14 protein-coding genes are annotated in these 16,624 nt (G+C 45.3%); 5 read left to right on the top strand and 9 right to left on the bottom strand.

Annotated elements, in window-relative coordinates; all coding sequences use genetic code 11:
* Positions 1-10 precede the first annotated feature (10 nt).
* Positions 11-1,843, bottom strand: coding sequence for a 30S ribosomal protein S1 (gene rpsA / locus DB398_RS16010; RefSeq protein WP_108425464.1), 1,833 nt, complete (start codon positions 1,841-1,843; stop codon positions 11-13).
* Between the two features lie 259 nt (positions 1,844-2,102).
* On the opposite strand from rpsA, the gene DB398_RS16005 reads away from it, so the two are divergent.
* Positions 2,103-2,483, top strand: coding sequence for a LysM peptidoglycan-binding domain-containing protein (locus DB398_RS16005; protein WP_108425463.1), 381 nt, complete (start codon positions 2,103-2,105; stop codon positions 2,481-2,483).
* A gap of 78 nt (positions 2,484-2,561) precedes the next feature.
* Here DB398_RS16005 and DB398_RS16000 read toward each other — a convergent pair whose 3' ends face one another.
* From DB398_RS16000 to lon, 4 genes are all read right to left on the bottom strand, one after another.
* Positions 2,562-3,302 (bottom strand): RloB family protein, encoded by a 741-nt coding sequence (locus DB398_RS16000; RefSeq protein WP_108425462.1) that lies wholly within the window; start codon positions 3,300-3,302, stop codon positions 2,562-2,564.
* Positions 3,302-4,579 carry an AAA family ATPase gene (locus DB398_RS15995; protein ID WP_108425461.1) on the bottom strand — a complete coding sequence of 426 codons (1,278 nt, stop codon included), beginning with the start codon at positions 4,577-4,579 and terminating at the stop codon, positions 3,302-3,304. The genes DB398_RS16000 and DB398_RS15995 overlap by 1 nt, the downstream gene beginning before the upstream one ends.
* Positions 4,580-4,802: 223 nt before the next feature.
* On the bottom strand, positions 4,803-5,501 hold the full coding sequence (gene cmk / locus DB398_RS15990) for a (d)CMP kinase (RefSeq protein WP_108425460.1): 699 nt from the start codon (positions 5,499-5,501) through the stop codon (positions 4,803-4,805).
* 53 nt (positions 5,502-5,554) lie between these two features.
* Positions 5,555-8,005, bottom strand: a complete 2,451-nt coding sequence (gene lon, locus DB398_RS15985) for an endopeptidase La (protein ID WP_108425459.1) — start codon at positions 8,003-8,005, stop codon at positions 5,555-5,557.
* Positions 8,006-8,222: 217 nt separating this feature from the next.
* Between lon and DB398_RS15980 the strand changes: the two genes are divergently transcribed.
* Genes DB398_RS15980 through DB398_RS15965 form a run of 4 tightly spaced genes read left to right on the top strand, consistent with a single transcriptional unit; the run spans position 8,223 to position 11,183 of the window.
* The gene (locus DB398_RS15980; RefSeq protein WP_108425458.1) at positions 8,223-8,780 is read left to right on the top strand and encodes an RNA polymerase sigma factor; all 558 of its coding nucleotides are present in this window, start codon (positions 8,223-8,225) and stop codon (positions 8,778-8,780) included.
* Between the two features lie 3 nt (positions 8,781-8,783).
* The gene (locus DB398_RS15975) at positions 8,784-9,344 is read left to right on the top strand and encodes a hypothetical protein (protein ID WP_108425457.1); all 561 of its coding nucleotides are present in this window, start codon (positions 8,784-8,786) and stop codon (positions 9,342-9,344) included.
* Positions 9,325-10,422: a hypothetical protein gene (locus DB398_RS15970; RefSeq protein WP_108425456.1), complete on the top strand. Its 1,098-nt coding sequence runs from the start codon at positions 9,325-9,327 to the stop codon at positions 10,420-10,422. The genes DB398_RS15975 and DB398_RS15970 overlap by 20 nt, the downstream gene beginning before the upstream one ends.
* A gap of 35 nt (positions 10,423-10,457) precedes the next feature.
* Positions 10,458-11,183, top strand: a complete 726-nt coding sequence (locus tag DB398_RS15965; protein WP_108425455.1) for a head GIN domain-containing protein — start codon at positions 10,458-10,460, stop codon at positions 11,181-11,183.
* 211 nt (positions 11,184-11,394) lie between these two features.
* Here DB398_RS15965 and DB398_RS15960 read toward each other — a convergent pair whose 3' ends face one another.
* From DB398_RS15960 to DB398_RS15945, 4 genes are all read right to left on the bottom strand, one after another.
* Entirely contained in the window at positions 11,395-11,757 is a 363-nt protein-coding gene (locus DB398_RS15960) for a VOC family protein (RefSeq protein ID WP_108425454.1), read from the bottom strand.
* A 146-nt stretch (positions 11,758-11,903) separates the two neighbouring features.
* A complete protein-coding gene (locus tag DB398_RS15955; protein WP_108425453.1) occupies positions 11,904-13,229 on the bottom strand; it encodes an MFS transporter in 1,326 nt (441 codons plus the stop codon).
* 111 nt (positions 13,230-13,340) lie between these two features.
* Positions 13,341-14,150 carry a M48 family metallopeptidase gene (locus tag DB398_RS15950; protein WP_108425452.1) on the bottom strand — a complete coding sequence of 270 codons (810 nt, stop codon included), beginning with the start codon at positions 14,148-14,150 and terminating at the stop codon, positions 13,341-13,343.
* Between the two features lie 39 nt (positions 14,151-14,189).
* Positions 14,190-16,589, bottom strand: coding sequence for a glycoside hydrolase family 31 protein (locus tag DB398_RS15945; RefSeq protein WP_108425451.1), 2,400 nt, complete (start codon positions 16,587-16,589; stop codon positions 14,190-14,192).
* Between the last annotated feature and the right edge of the window lie 35 nt (positions 16,590-16,624).

Genomic DNA, 16,624 nt, shown 5'->3' with positions numbered 1-16,624 from the left:
GAAAACCTGATTACTTTTTCTTGGAATCAGCTTCCATTTTATCCTTCAATGCTTGCAACTGGGCGTTGGCATCACCAAGGGTGGGTGCCGCCTCGTCAGAAGAGGAAGACCTCTTCTTGGCCGCTTTTACATTGTTCTCTTCTTGCTCTCTAAAGATAGCAGTGTGGCTGGCCACAACTCGTTTGAAATCTTTGTTGAACTCGATGATCTTGAACTCTACTTCTTCACCTTTCACCAATTTCTTACCATCTTCTTTTTCCATGTGACGTTGTGGAACAAATCCAACAATGTCCTCATTGAAGTTGATGGTAGCTCCCTTGTCCACTACTTCTGCGATCGCAGCTTTGTGAATGGTACCTTCAGCGAACTCCTCGGAGTACTTGTCCCAAGGGTTTGCCGTGGTCTGCTTGTGACCTAAGCTCAACTTGCGTCCTTCAACATCCAACTCAAGAACTTCCACTTCCAAGGTGTCACCAACGGTAACGAACTCGGATGGGTGCTTGATCTTCTTGGTCCAAGAAAGGTCGGAGATATAGATCAACCCGTCGATTCCTTCTTCCAACTCTACGAATACGCCAAAGTTGGTGAAGTTACGAACGATTCCTTTGTGTTTGGATCCCACTGGATATTTGGAAGTGATATCGGTCCATGGATCTGGGGTCAATTGCTTGATACCCAAAGACATTTTACGATCTTCCCTGTCCAAGGTAAGGACAACGGCCTCCACCTCGTCACCAACGTTCACGAAGTCTTGGGCAGAACGCAAGTGCGTTGACCATGACATTTCAGAAACGTGGATCAGACCTTCCACTCCTTCAGCAACTTCGATAAAGGCACCGTAGTCGGCGATCACCACTACCTTACCTTTTACTTTGTCACCTACTTTGATCTCATCACCAAGGGCATCCCATGGGTGTTTCTCCAACTGCTTAAGACCCAATTGGATTCTTGATTTGTTATCATCGAAATCAAGGATAACCACGTTCAATTTCTGATCCAACTCAACAACTTCGTTGGGGTGGTTGATCCTGCTCCAAGAAAGGTCGGTAATGTGGATCAAACCATCCACGCCACCTAGGTCGATGAACACACCATAAGAAGTGATGTTCTTCACGACACCTTCCAATACTTGACCTTTTTCCAATTGGCCGATGATCTCTTTCTTCTGCTCTTCGATGTCCGCTTCGATCAGGGCTTTGTGGGAAACCACTACGTTCTTGAACTCGTGGTTGATCTTCACTACCTTGAACTCCATGGTCTTTCCTACGTACTGATCGTAGTCACGGATAGGCTTCACATCGATTTGTGAACCTGGCAAGAACGCCTCGATGCCGAAAACGTCAACGATCATACCTCCTTTGGTCCTACATTTTACGAAACCTTGTACGATTTCCTCCTTGTCATGGGCAGCGTTAACGCGATCCCAAGCCATGATGGTCCTTGCCTTTCTGTGCGAAAGCACCAATTGGCCGGTCTTGTCCTCACGGATATCGATGAGTACCTCAACCTTGTCACCAACCTTTAGGTTGGGGTTGTAACGGAACTCGTTCAAGGAGATCACCCCTTCGGATTTTGCATTGATGTCAATGATGGCCTCACGGTCGGTCATGTGCACCACTGTTCCTTCGACTACTTCCTCATCGGCAGTGTCCACGAAATTTTCCTCCACAAGGGTCTCGAATTCCTTGAGTTTCTTGTCATCTACGCGCTCAATTCCTTCTTCATACTTGTCCCAATCAAAATTGGCCAGGAATTCCTGTGGATCTTGTTTGGGCTGTGTTTCTTTTACTTCTGGTGCTGCGGCAGTTTCTGTTGCCTCAACGGTTGCTTTTTCTTCAGCCATGTGCTGATTCAAATTTGTATTCCGCGCTTTACAAGAGTTGGACAATCACCGCGAAAGTGGTTTTTAAAAATGTTCCTGTTCCCTTTTCCTCTTGCTTCCTTGTCAAAAAGGTGTGCAAAAATACAATTAATTTATTGATTCACAAAGCCTACGGCACCAAAGGTTGGCGTAAAGAAAGTATTACCATAATTTAATGGTAAAATAGGGCCATAATAGCTATCTTGAGGGTTCTAATTATTAACTATAAAATAAGGAAAACATGAGCGCAAAAGCAAAGTATCAGCCCGTTCTGGACCTAGGTCTTAAACTGAACATAAAGGATGGTGATGTTACTGAGGACGGTGGCGTCCTAAAGATCAAGGGAGTGGCCGCCACCCCCTATGAAAAGAACATGCTGTGGGACAAGATAAAGGAGATCGGGGGCGAGAAACCTTCGGACATCAAGGCCAACATCACCGTGGCGGACGAGTCGGTCTATCACAGGCACACCGTAAAAAGCGGGGAATCGTTGAGCAAGATCGCGAAGCACTATTATGGGGATGCCATGAAGTACAACAAGATTTTTGAGGCGAATACGAACATCCTGAAAAACCCAGATGTGATCCATCCCGATCAGGTGTTGGTGATTCCTAATTTGTAGTGTATTCTTAATAAAATAGAAATGGCGCCTATTTTCGCCATTTCTATTTCACACGTTTAAAGTACAACTATTTTTATTTTAATGATTTGTCAGAATATCTTCCAGAAGATGATGAATCAGTGTTAATGGACAACGTTCGTGACTACGTAGTTTCTCATTGTTGAATTGCTCCTCTAGCAATTTAGCACGAGCTATAGCATCTTCTGTATTTGGAATCATCTTTGGTCGCACAACATACCTAAAGTTATTTTCACTTTTTAAACTGGATTTATAGTTGAAAGTTTCATGGACTCTTGCTCGTTCTAATTTATCTCCGGGATTGTCGATATTCCTAAACACCTCTGTTAACCTATCATAATATGAAAGTCGATGGCAGACGTTTTCATCTGTTATTTGCACCTCCTCGAAATGAAGCAAAACCCATAGCTCAAAAGAATCATTGCTCCATGCGACCTTTATTCCACGCCGCTTTGCATGAGCAATAGCCTCGTCAAATTCTATATTACCCGATTCATTATCTGCCCCATTTGAATTTTTATCTCTATCAAATACACACCACACATTTGCATCTTCTGTAAGACTCCAATCATCACCTTCATTTTCATCAATCATCCCCTGCGCTCGACAATGAGCAACAGCCTTAAGGACATTGTGCATTGAACTTTTTTGATTTGGAACTAAATTCACCTTAATCTTTTTGGTTTCAAAGTATTTAAAATACACAGGCTCACTAACCGAATCTTCACAGAAGATTATGTATGTTTTGAGCATATCCTCTTTACGCTCATCTGATTCTTTTATTTTCCAAGGCTCCTCCATCAACTTTCAACAAAATCATTGAGAATCGGTAAGGCTCCATAAAACCCTGCCAAATATTGTTTAGCAAAATCTGCATCATTTCTGATTCCCCTCAAATCAGCCAGTGAATACAGTCTAGTTGATTGATCTTCATTTTTTTCAGCAAAGTAAAATTGATCTCGTCTCATAATTGAAGGAGACATTAAATTTGTATCATGACTGGTAAACAAAAGCTGAGATTGACTTTTATTTATAGATGGGTCATTAAACATTTTTATTAGTTTAATTAGCAATGAAGGATGAAAATTACTGTCTATTTCATCTAATGTTACAAATGCCGGCTTACTTAAATTAAATGTGATTAGTAGAAGTCCTGCTAAATCAAATAATTTTTGCGTGCCAACTGATTCATTGTATTGAAGATTTAAAAATACAGAACGATTATTGCCTTCTAACGGGGAATACTCTCTAGAAAGATTGATAATATTTTGTGGTATAAGCTTTGAATTCTTAATTTCTTCCTCATCCTCTATTTCAACATCTGAATAGCGGAGATCAAATGAAGACAACATATCTAAAAATTCATCCTTTTTACCCCTAGAAGTTATCATATTAACTGACATTTTCCTGAATCTCTCATGCTCACTATTCAAATTGGAAATTGTCCAGTGACCCAAATAATTGCGTATTTTTTGACTTACTCCTTCACTATCAAATGCTGCAGCATGTGTCAAAAACAAAGTATGTTCATAAGCTACAGTAGGTGGAATAGATTCATTATTTGGCAATCGGTCCTTTTTTATATCGGCCCCTGTACGGATAAAGAGTTCTGCCATATTCTTTTCCTTTGTTCCAAAAAGCCATTCATTTGTAACAATTTCTTTGCTCCAAGATGAATCTCCTTCTTCTTTTTGTTTAGGATTTCTTTTAGCAGTTAGCCCATAACGATACTTCTTTTCATCAATAACAAGTACAATTTGAAAATAACATTCAGAATATTCTGAATCATCTTGATACAAGAATGGATCACAAAGCGCTTCCATATTAGAACTAGAGCTTGCTTCTTGAGTGACGACCTTAATAAAATTATCCAACGCTTTGACCAAATTACTTTTGCCACTTCCATTTGCACCATATATACCAACTGTTTTAAACGTTTGATATCCATGAAGCCTTGCAATATTATTCTTGTCAATAGAATCATACTTCTCTGGACTTTTTAAACCAGTTGGAACAAAACTGATTGTCTGTACATCCTTGATGGAGCGATAATTCCCCACACTAAATTCAATTAGCATTTTTTAGATATTTGCTGATTTACGTAAATAATGAAATATATATTATAGAAATATAGGCTTTTATAGGTTAATTTAAGCTTTAAAATTCAAATATCTGAAATAACACTTAAAATTATTAACTCTATATGTGGATTTAACAATATAAGAACATTGATGTTAGTAATTCTAATACACCTTAATCATTTACAATGAATTATTAAGAAAAGTCAATACAGCTATCTACTCACCCTCGCTTCGCAATCACCCGTTGGGAAAAGTCGTAAATGCGTTCAAACTGTTCTTCCAATCCCATATCGCCATTGTCGAACTCAATGGCATCCTTGGCCTTTTTTAAGGGAGAAATGGTACGGGTGGAGTCTATCCGGTCCCGTTCCTGCACATTTTTGAGCACTTCCTCATAGGTAACCTCCTCCCCTTTGTCCAACAGTTCCTTGTAGCGTCTTGCCGCCCGGGTCTCGGGAGATGCCGTCATGAACAATTTGAGCTCCGCATCCGGAAAAACCACGGTGCCGATGTCCCTTCCGTCCATCACAATGCCCTTGTCCTTGCCCATCTCTTGCTGCATCTCGACGAGCATTTCGCGCACTTCCTTGATAGCGGCCACTTTGCTGACATATCCGGAAACTTTCATGGATCGGATTTCCCTTTCCACATTTTCACCGTTCAGGTGCATTTCCGAAATCCCCAAATCCACATTGGGGACAAACTTGAGCTTTAACTGTGGTAATTTTTGGACCAATGCAGCTACCTCTATCTCCCCTTCGGCATCGATCAGTCCATGGTTCAGCGCATATAGGGACACGGCCCTGTACATGGCTCCCGTATCCACATAAATATAGCCAAGGGTCTTGGCCAAGCGTTTGGCAATGGTGCTCTTTCCTGTGGACGAATGTCCGTCTATCGCAATCGTAATTTTTCCCATGCGCCAAAAATAGGCAGAAAAGCCCTTACGATCATATGACGACCGTCATTGAATTATAGGGTTTTGGCATTTTTCACCTTCTGTCCCGTAATGGCAATGTCGATGACCTCGCTCATATCCGTGACATAATGGAAGGTAAGCCCTTTTAGATATTCTTCCTTGATTTCCTCAATGTCCTTTCTGTTGTCCTTGCACAGGATGATCTCGTTGATCCTGGCCCTTTTTGCAGCCAAGATCTTTTCCTTGATCCCCCCAACGGGCAATACCTTGCCGCGAAGGGTGATCTCTCCCGTCATGGCAAGGCTCTTTTTCACCTTGCGTTGGGTAAAGAGCGACACCAAGGAGGTCAACATCGTGATCCCTGCACTGGGTCCGTCCTTGGGCGTGGCGCCCTCGGGCACGTGGATGTGTACATTGTATTTATCGAACACGTCGGGGTCTATACCAAAGGTATCCGCATTGGATTTGATGTATTCCATGGCTATCGTCGCGGATTCCTTCATCACCTTGCCCAAGTTCCCGGTGATGTTCAGCATCCCTTTTCCTTTGGAAAGAATGGATTCTATAAAAAGGATGTCTCCGCCCACACTGGTCCATGCCAAGCCTGTGACCACACCGGCCACTTCGTTGTTTTCGTACTTATCGCGCTCCAATCGGGCAGGTCCCAAGACCTTTTCCACATCCTCATCGGATACTTTTATGCTGTACTCCTCCTCTATGGCGATGGACTTTGCGGCATAGCGCACCATTTTGGCCAATTGTTTCTCTAGGTTACGTACCCCGGACTCTCGGGTATAGCCTTCTACAATCTTTTCCAATTGGCGTTTGCCGATTTTCAGGTCCTTGGCAGAAAGTCCGTGCTCCTTCAACTGTTTGGGCAACAAGTGTTGCTTGGCAATCTCCACCTTTTCCTCTATGGTATATCCCGTCACATTGATGATCTCCATACGGTCCAGCAAAGCAGGCTGTATGGAGGACAGGTTATTTGCCGTGGCAATGAACATCACTTTGGAAAGGTCATACCCCATTTCCAGGAAATTGTCATGGAACTCCGCATTCTGCTCTGGGTCCAACACCTCCAACATCGCAGAGGAGGGATCCCCTTGATGGCTGTTCGACAATTTATCGATCTCGTCCAAAATAAAAACTGGATTGGAAGTCCCGGCTTTCTTCAAACTTTGGATGATACGCCCCGGCATGGCCCCGATATAGGTTTTTCGGTGCCCACGGATCTCGGCCTCATCACGCAAACCACCCAATGACATGCGCACGTATTCCCTACCCAAGGCCTCTGCCACAGACTTGCCCAAAGAGGTCTTACCCACCCCCGGAGGTCCGTACAAGCAAAGAATGGGCGATTTCATATCGTTGCGCAGTTTCAACACGGCGAGGTATTCTATGATACGTCGTTTCACATCTTCCAGACCGTAGTGGTCCCTGTCCAAGATCTGCTGCGCCCGTTTCAGGTCGAACTTGTCCTTGGAAAACTCGTTCCAAGGCAGGTCGAGAATCAAGTCTAAGTAATTCCGCTGAATGGAATATTCGGCCACTTGGGGGTTCATGCGCTGCATTTTGGCCAGTTCCTTTTCAAAATGCTCCTGGACGTTCTTGTTCCATTTTTTCTTTTTGGCCTTTGCACGCATTTCCTCCACCTCTTCTTCATAGGACAGGCCACCCAATTCCTCTTGGATGGTCTTCATCTGTTGGTGCAGGAAGTACTCTCGTTGCTGCTGGTCCATATCGCTGCGCACCTTGCTCTGGATATCGTTGCGCAGTTCCAGTTTCTGAAGTTCCATGTTCATGTACTTCAAGGTGGCCAAGGCCCTTTCCTGAAGGTTCGGGATCTCCAGCAATTGCTGCTTCTCCGCAACGCTCAGGTTCAGGTTGGAGGACACAAAGTTGATCAGGAACGAATTGCTCTGGATGTTCTTGATGGCAAAGGTGGCTTCACTGGGAATGTTGGGATTGTCCTTGATGATCCTAAAGGCCAATTCCTTGATGGAATCGATGATGGCCTCAAATTCCTTGCTTTTCTCATCGGGCCGTATTTCCTCGGCCTCCTTTACCTTGGCGGTCAAATAGGGCTTTTCGCTGACGATGCTCTCTATCTGGAACCGCTTTTTTCCTTGGATGATGACGGTGGTGTTGCCATCCGGCATTTGGAGCACCCTTAGGATGCGGGCCACGGTCCCCAAGGTGTTGATGTCCTCAACGCCGGGGTTTTCGGTCTGTTCGTCCTTTTGGGACACCACACCGATCGTTTTGGTGCCATTGTTGGCATCCTTGATTAGGTTGATGGACTTGTCCCTCCCTGCGGTGATGGGTATCACCACTCCAGGGAACAGCACGGTATTTCGTAGGGGAAGCACGGGCAAGGTGTCCGGCAGTTCCTCTTTGTTCATCTGTTCTTCGTCCTCAGGCGTGAGCAGTGGAATCAACTCCGCATCCTCGTCCAATCCCTGAAGGTCAATATTGTCAAATCTTGATATTTTCATCTCTCCCATTTCCTCTTTTCGGTCATTTTGTCATAAGCGACAAAAAAAACACTTTTAAATTCTTTCGACAAACCACCTCAACACTCTCATAATCAACACTTATGAAAATCATATAACTTGCCGTTCTCTCCTAAAGGGCAATTCCTGTGCCATTGAAAAATAAATTTTAAGAAAAAAGTGTAACAATTGGTAAATTCCCTAATCTATAAGACAAACCATTCATTTTTTGAGCCACCAAAATGAACATATTGATGCACTGCTCCAATCGTGCATGCAGGGAAAACAAAGTGCACAAATGGAGATCTACAATCGCTATTATAAGGCCATGTACAACACTGCCTATAGGATTGTAAAAGATCCCGCCGAGGCAGAGGATGTGATGCAGGAATCGTTCCTGAGCGCATTCACCAAGATGCATACTTTCAAAGGAGACGTCACCTTTGGGGCATGGCTGAAACGGATCGTGATCAACAACAGCATCTATCAGTACAAAAAGCAGCAAAAAAACAGGACTGCGGATTTGGATGATATCATGTACAAGGTCGAAGATAATGATGGAGTTGCTTCAGACCAGAATGGTTATACTGAACTGAAGGCTCAAAAAGTGATGGAAACCATGAAAAGTTTGAAAGACAATTACAGAGTTTCTTTGACCTTACATCTAATTGAAGGGTACGATTACGAAGAAATCAGTGAAATAATGAACATTAGCTATGCTAATTGTAGGACCATGATCTCGAGGGCCAAGGAAAGCCTGAGAAGTAAGTTGACCGTAAACATGTAGAAGATGAGCAAGGATAGTTTAGATAATTTGTTTGAGCGGCTCCAAGGAGCGTTTGATATCGAGGAGCCACAAGGTGGGCATCAAGAACGGTTTTTGGAAAAACTGAACCAGGCCCAGGGCACGGTTTCCATCCACAGGAAGAAAACTTCATGGTGGAAGCCCCTCTCCATCGCCGCCTCCGTGGCATTGGTGGCCGTATTGGGATATCAGGCATTCGGGCCTACGCCCAGCATCAAACAACAAGTGGTAGAGATCGCTCCCGAGGTAGGCCAGACGGAGTTTTACTTTGCCAACCTCATTGAGCAACAGGTGCAGCAATTGAAGGACGAGAAATCGCCCGAGACGGCAAAGTTGGTCGATGACACTTTGTCCCAGTTACAACGGTTGCAAAAAGATTACCGGGGGCTGGAACAGGATTTGGTCAACGGTGGGGACAGCAAGATCATCATGAACGCCATGATCATCAATTTCCAGACCCGCATTGACCTTTTAAGAGAAGTTTTGAGCCAAATAGAAGATATCAAGAATTTAAAATCACAAAATGATGAAAGCTTTACCATTTAAAAAGATTCTTTTCACCTTGGCTTTGATTCCCCTGGCCATAAGCGCCGATGTGGGCAATGACAACCTGAACGGCAGGTACACCAAGGAAAAGACCATTAAAAAGGAGTTCAATGTAAATGCCGATGCACTTTTCAAGGTGGACAACAGTTATGGCAACCTCAACATTACCTCATGGAACGAAAACCGGGTGGTGATAGAGGTCCAGATCAAGACCAATGGCAACAATGAAGACCGTGTGCGGGAACGATTGGACGAGATCAACGTGGATTTTGAGAACAGTTCCAGTATGGTCTCCGCCAGGACCCTCTTTGGCGACAGGAACAACAGCTGGGGATGGAGCTGGGGCAAGCGCAACAGCGTCAGCGTACAGGTGAACTACACCATCAAACTGCCCGTGAAGAACAATGTGAGCCTGAGCAACGACTATGGCAGTATTTTCCTGGACCGCATTGATGGCCATGCCAAGATCAAGTGTGACTATGGAAAAATAGATGTGGGCGAGCTACGCGGTCGCAACAATGAACTCCGTTTCGATTACACCTCACGGTCCACCTTTGATTATATCAACAGTGCCGAGATCGTGGCCGATTATTCCGGGTTCACCATCGGAAAAGCAGGCAACCTTACCATAAAGGCCGATTATACCAATGCTGTCATCGATGAGATGGAAAACTTGGAGTATTCCTGCGACTATGGTTCCCTTGAGGCCAAAAACATCAAGAACGTGAACGGCAATGGGGATTACATCGGGATAAAACTGGGCACCGTTCATGGCAATGTGGGCATCTCCGGGGACTATGGTTCCTTGAAGATCGACCAAATGGCACCGGATGCGGGCAACATCCAAATACGGACAGATTATACCGGCATCAAAATTGGCTACCACCCGCAGTATTATTTTGACTTTGAGATCATCACTGAATATGCCGGCGTGAGCGGAAAGGATGATTTTGAGATCAACATCAGCAAGGAAAAATCAAGCGAGAAGTATTACAAAGGATACTACGGACGGGAAAACTCCGGCAACACGGTGAGTATTACCAGCGATTATGGCGGCATCACATTCTATCAAAACTAAAACATCATATCAAAAAACCATTTAAACGAAAAATCATGAAAAAAATCATCACACTCGCACTAGCATTGACCACCGTGGCCATCACCAACGCCCAATGGGGACGTAGAGTAAAAGGAGACGGCAATGTGGTCACCACCGAACGTTCCGTTGGGGACTATGACGGAGTGTCACTTGCAGGTTGGTTCGATGTGGACCTAGTGGCGGGCAACGAAGGGGAAATCACCCTAAGAGGAGAATCCAACCTTTTGGAGCACATCATAACCGAGGTCAAGGACGGCGTTTTGGTCATCAAGACCGAGAAAGGGATGGAACTGAAACCTTCCAATTGGAACTCGGGAATCCTGATCACTGTTCCCGTAGAATCCATCAGCTCTGTGAGCTTGTCAGGGTCTGGCGACATCGTGGGCAGGACCACTATCGAATCCGACAGGTTCAGCACAAGGATTGCCGGGTCTGGTGACATCACCTTAGCTGTGGAGGCCAAAGAAGTGGAGGCCTCCCTCTCTGGTTCGGGTGACATCAACCTTTCCGGACGGACCACGGATTTCGATGTCATGGTATCCGGATCGGGAGACATCAAAGCCTACGAACTGGAAGCGGAATTTGTGAAAGCCACCGTTTCCGGATCAGCGGACATCAGGGTAACGGCCAACCAGTCCATAGATGCCAAGGTTTCGGGATCGGGAGACATCCATTACCGTGGAAATCCTAAAAAAATCAATTCAAAATCATCAGGCTCCGGGGATATTTCCAGAGGATAACAGGAGTTTACCACCAATCAAAAAACGAAAAAATGCCCTGGATCTCCGGGGCATTTTTTATGTTGTTGGTTTGAGATTTTGGAAGGGTCAAGCGCTAAAAGTAGATATTTGAATATCTAGAACCTTGTCCCACAGAACCCCCTAAATTTAATTGTACAACCTTCAAGAACTATAAATTCATGGCATTTGTTAGCTGGTTCCTTTTAAGGATTCACCATTGCTGAATGATAAGACATACTTGTCCATCCCTCAACGCAAATTCTTTAGCTCCCCAAGGCCGAAGTGTAATTTTGTTGAGATTGGGATGTAAATATTCTGGATATGATGAGCTGATTTTATCAAAGACTTCTTCAATATTTTTTGTCACAAGCCTAAACTCGGGTTGATGCTCCTTGGCCAATTCTTTGTGTTCGAAAAGCAGTAGATGGAACTCGTCATTTTCAATTACACAAAATGGTTCTTTTGACGCCAATTCCTCATGTCCGATTCTAAATCCAAGACAATCCACAAAAAGCTTAAGACCGTCATTAATATTTTGATAGTAGACATTAGGAACTAATCTGTTAAAATCCATTATTGCTTCAATTTAAAATTGATTTCACAAATTATACTTCTAGAAAAATACTTTTTATTCAGCTGACCTCATTTGCCAATGACAATCGACTAGCCCTTACACTAAAATAGAAATATCATCAATGTATTCTAGCATCCTTTTTTGGTTCACTCCTTGTTGTTCTTGACCCGCATCAACAAAAGGATGCCCACCAAAAAGAAAAGCCCCAAAAAGATGGTACTGTTGCGCATGCTCCCCGTAAGTTGGGCCACAATGCCATACAGGAAGGTCCCGATGATGATGCCTATTTTTTCGGCCACATCATAAAAACTAAAAAAGGATGTGGTGTCCGTGGTCTCCGGCAAAAATTTGGAATAGGTGGAGCGGGAAAGTGCCTGGATGCCGCCCATAACGATCCCTACCAGACCGGCAGCGATGTAAAAGTCCATCGGGGTCTGCAAAAAGTAGGCATACACGCAAAGGAGCACCCAAACCAAGTTGATGACCATCAACGTCTTGATGTTCCCATAGGCCTTTGAGGCCCAGGCGGTCACCGTGGCCCCAAGAATGGCCACCAATTGTATCACCAAAATACTGATAATGAGACCTGTGGTACGTTCGTTATCGGTTCCCCAACTGATTTCTTCCTCTCCAAAATAGGTAGCGATGAGCATAATGGTCTGCACCCCCATACTGTACACGAAAAAAGCACCCAAATAGCGTTTCAGACGTGTGTTCTCGCCCAATTGATGCCAAACGCTCTTCAGTTCCCGGAACCCATTAAGGATGATGTGCTTCCGCTCCCCTTCCCTTTTGTAGCCTTTGGGCAAATGGGCGAACGTATATTGGCTAAAAACGATCCACCAAATCCCTACGGAAATGAAAGAATATTTCATGGCCTTTATCTCGGCAATCTCTCCACCACCGTCTGTTATTCCAAAAAGACCCGGTTTCATGACCATGACCAGATTGAAGACCAGCAATATCACACTCCCGATGTATCCCAAAGAGAAGCCCTTCGCACTGATGCGATCCTGCTGTTCCGGGTAGGCAATGTCCGGCAAATACGAGTTATTGATGGCAAAACTGACCCAAAACCCTACCAGACCGAAGAAATAGCACACCAACCCAAAAAAGATGTTCTCCAAGGAAAACCAGTACAGTCCGATGCAGGAAATCGCGCCCAAATAGCAAAAAAACTTAAGGAACATTCTCTTGTTCCCCATATAGTCCGCAATGCCAGAAATCAAAGGTGTGACTATGGCGATGAACACAAAGGCCAATGAGGTAACATAACTGATCAAGGGCGCCCGGGCAATCTCACCGCCGAAGATGGTGACCTTTTCTATTCCGGCGGTGCGGAACAGCAATCCATAAAAAAGTGGGAAAACGGCGGAGGATATCACCAAACTGTACACCGAGTTGGCCCAATCGTAAAACGCCCAGGCATTCAACAGTTTTTTGCTTCCCTTCAATGCCAGTACCTGTTCCATAAACTTTCGTGAAAAATAAATGTCATTTCGAACTTAGTGAACATTGGTTATCCAAAGGATAAGATGTCCATTAGGTCGAAATGACATAGCTTGTTGTTGTTCGATCTCAATTTATTTGAATGAGGTCACCCCAAACTTTCGTGCTTCCTGCTTCGCAGCGGGTGCCCATGCGGTCAGGTTACTGATCCTGGTATCGTTGGATGGGTGCGTGCTCAAAAACTCAGGTGGGGCCTGCCCTCCCGAATTCGCCTTCATGCGTTGCCAAAGTTTGGCCGCTTCGTCCGGGTTATAGCCTGCAATGGCCATGATCTGCAAGCCAATGCGGTCCGCCTCGCTCTCGTGGCCACGGCTAAAGGGCAACATGACCCCTACTTGGGAACCAAGCCCATAGGCTGTATTGAACATGTTCCTTTTTTCCGGATCTTGGATGGCAACGTTGCCTGCCACGGCACCGATCTGCTGTACCATACCGGCACTCATGCGTTGGGCCCCATGGTCGGCCAAGGCGTGTGCCACCTCATGCCCCATGACCACGGCAACTCCGGTCTCATTTTGGGTAATCGGCAAAATCCCCGTGTAGAATACAATCTTTCCGCCCGGCATACACCAAGCGTTCACGGTTTCATCCTGTACCAAGTTATATTCCCATTGGTAATCCTTGAGATAGCCCGGATATCCATTGGCATCCAGCCAGCGTTCGGCCGCAGAGGCGATGCGCTGCCCTACCTTGGTGATCATTTGGGCATCCGTGGTCCCCTTGACCACCTTGTTCTCTCCCAAGAATTCATCATACTGGGCAAAAGCCATGGGGAACATTTGACTATTGGGGTAAAAGTTCAACGTGCTCTTCCCTGTAAATGGATTGGTCTTACAAGAAGCGACCATCAGAAAAACAGCGGCCGTCAGAATCAATCTTTTCATAACAATATCAGTGTTTAGTCTTAGGTAAATTACAAAAAATTACTTTCCGATAATGTGAAGTTCCGTGAAATCCTTGCTCACTTCTATGGAATTGTTCCCGTTCAACTTGATGTCGTTCAAGTCCACTTCCTCATTGTCCACTTCCACCGTTCCGATGGTGAATGGAAGTCCGTGAAGTGTCAGTTTGAAATTCTCATAGGATGTGACATAGTTTCCATCCTTGAACTGCTGGATGATGAGTTCGTTCTCCTTGCCCCTCAACCGGAACCTACGCAGGCTAAAACGTCCTTTTTTGTAGTCGTAGCCATCCTGTTGGTCCTCATACACGATTGAATTCTCCGTACCCTCCTTGTAATAGACATCCAGGAACAGCTCGGTGATCTCTTTCTCGCCCACATATTGCTGTACGGGATATTTGGGGATGATGGCCCCTTCCTTTACATAAAGGGGAATCCTGTGGATCTCCGCGGGCACCCATCTTTCAATGCCTCCCGCTACCACCTCATCGGTCCAGTAGTTGTACCAATTGCCCCTTGGGAAATACATTCTCCGGCCTTGGGCATTTGGCTCTTGGACTGGGCAGACCAGCATCTGCTCCCCAAAAAGGAACTCATCTGTCCTGAAGTGGGTCTGAGAATCTTCTTGATCATAGAACACCAAGGATTGCAACATGGGCATCCCATCTTTGATGTATTTATAGAACATGGTATAGAGATAGGGCAACAACTGGTAGCGCATCTCTATAAATTGCCTAACAATATCGGTGATCTCTTCCCCGAACGACCAAGGCTCTTGATCGCCGTGGTCCCCGCTGGAATGCACCCTGCAAAAGGGATGGAAAATGGCCAATTGTATCCATCTTGCAAAAAGTTCGCCATTGGGCTGTTCCGCAAACCCGCCAATATCCGATCCCACAAAGGAATATCCGCTCATGCACATGCGCTGCATCTGCACATTGGCGATCCAGAGGTGTTCCCAAGTGGCCACATTGTCCCCAGTCCACGTGGCACAATACCGTTGTGTACCTGAATAAGCGGCACGGGTAAGCACAAAGGGCCGTAACGGGAAGGTGAATTTTTTCACTCCTTCGTATGTGGCCCTCACCATTTGCATTCCGTAGACATTGTGTGCCTTTCTGTGACTGCAGGGATGTCCATCATAATCGTGGCGCACGTCCAAGTTGGCCGTTTTTGAGGGCACTTCCATGACGGCCGGCTCGTTCATATCGTTCCAGACGCCCCTGACGCCCATTTCGGCGATCATTTCCTTGTAGAGGCCTGCCCACCATTCACGGACTTCGGGATCTGTAAAATCGGGGAACTTACACTCCCCCGGCCATACTTTCCCCTTAAAATGGGGGCCATCTGCCCTGCGGCAGAAAAATCCATTGTCCATGGCCTGTTGGTACACCCAATAGTCCCTATCTATCTTGATTCCCGGGTCGATCATGGTGATGACCTTGAAACCTTCCTCTTCCATCTCCTCGATCATTCGCTTGGGATTGGGAAAATAGCGGTTGTTCCAAGTAAAACACCTGAACCCTTCCATGTAATCGATGTCCAGATAAATGGCATCACAGGGAATGGCCAGTTTTCTGAAGGTGGAGGCTATTTTTTTCACCTTACGTTCCGGGTAGTAGCTCCATTTGGATTGATGGAACCCCAAGGCCCACAAGGGGGGTAGTTCGGGAACTCCGGTGAGGTCGGTATAGGCTTCTACCACCTGTCCCATTTTGGGACCGTAGAAAAAGTAGTAGTTCATTTCCCCGCCATCGGCCCAAAAACTGGTGACATTCCTTTTTTCGTTGGCAAAATCAAAATAGGTACTGAACGAGTTATCGAAAAACACGCCATAGGCCACACTCTCCTTGAGCCCTACATAAAAAGGGATGGACTTGTACAGGGGTTCCTGGTCCTTGCCATAGGCATAGGAATCGGTTACCCAATTGTTCACCCTTTTCCCTTTGAGGTTGGTGTGCGAGGCCTTATCCCCCATTCCGTAGTAACTCTCCCCGGAATGACATATTTTGCTCATCTTCACGATGTTGCCCCCGTAATCAAAGTTCTCTTCCCAATGGAAGCCAAGCTCATCCTCACAAAGGATCACTTCTTCCAGATCCACGATCTGGACCTTTAGGTCCGCTTTGTTGACATAGATCTTGATCTTGGAAGTGGTGATGACATACTCCGGGATCTCTTCCTTCACGCTGAGCTCGTTGTACCCCAAGTTTACCCCATCGCTGATGGCATAGGAGAAGTCGGGCTCGAAAACATATTCCGTGGCATACCTGAACCGAACGACACTGTCACGCAAAATGGTGACCTGTAGAATGACGCCGTTATGGGTGGTAAAATAGATCTTGTCGCCTTCTTGTTTAAAGTCGACTATATGGTCTGGGTATTGATTTCCCCGCTTTTCAATTTCTGTATTGGTTATCATCTTTGGTCAATTGACATCCACAAAAGAAACACATT

This window comes from Flagellimonas amoyensis, from assembly GCF_003058265.1.
Lineage (GTDB): Bacteria > Bacteroidota > Bacteroidia > Flavobacteriales > Flavobacteriaceae > Flagellimonas > Flagellimonas amoyensis.
Note: the sequence above shows the minus strand (reverse complement) of the source record. Positions and strands in the feature narration are given on the sequence as shown.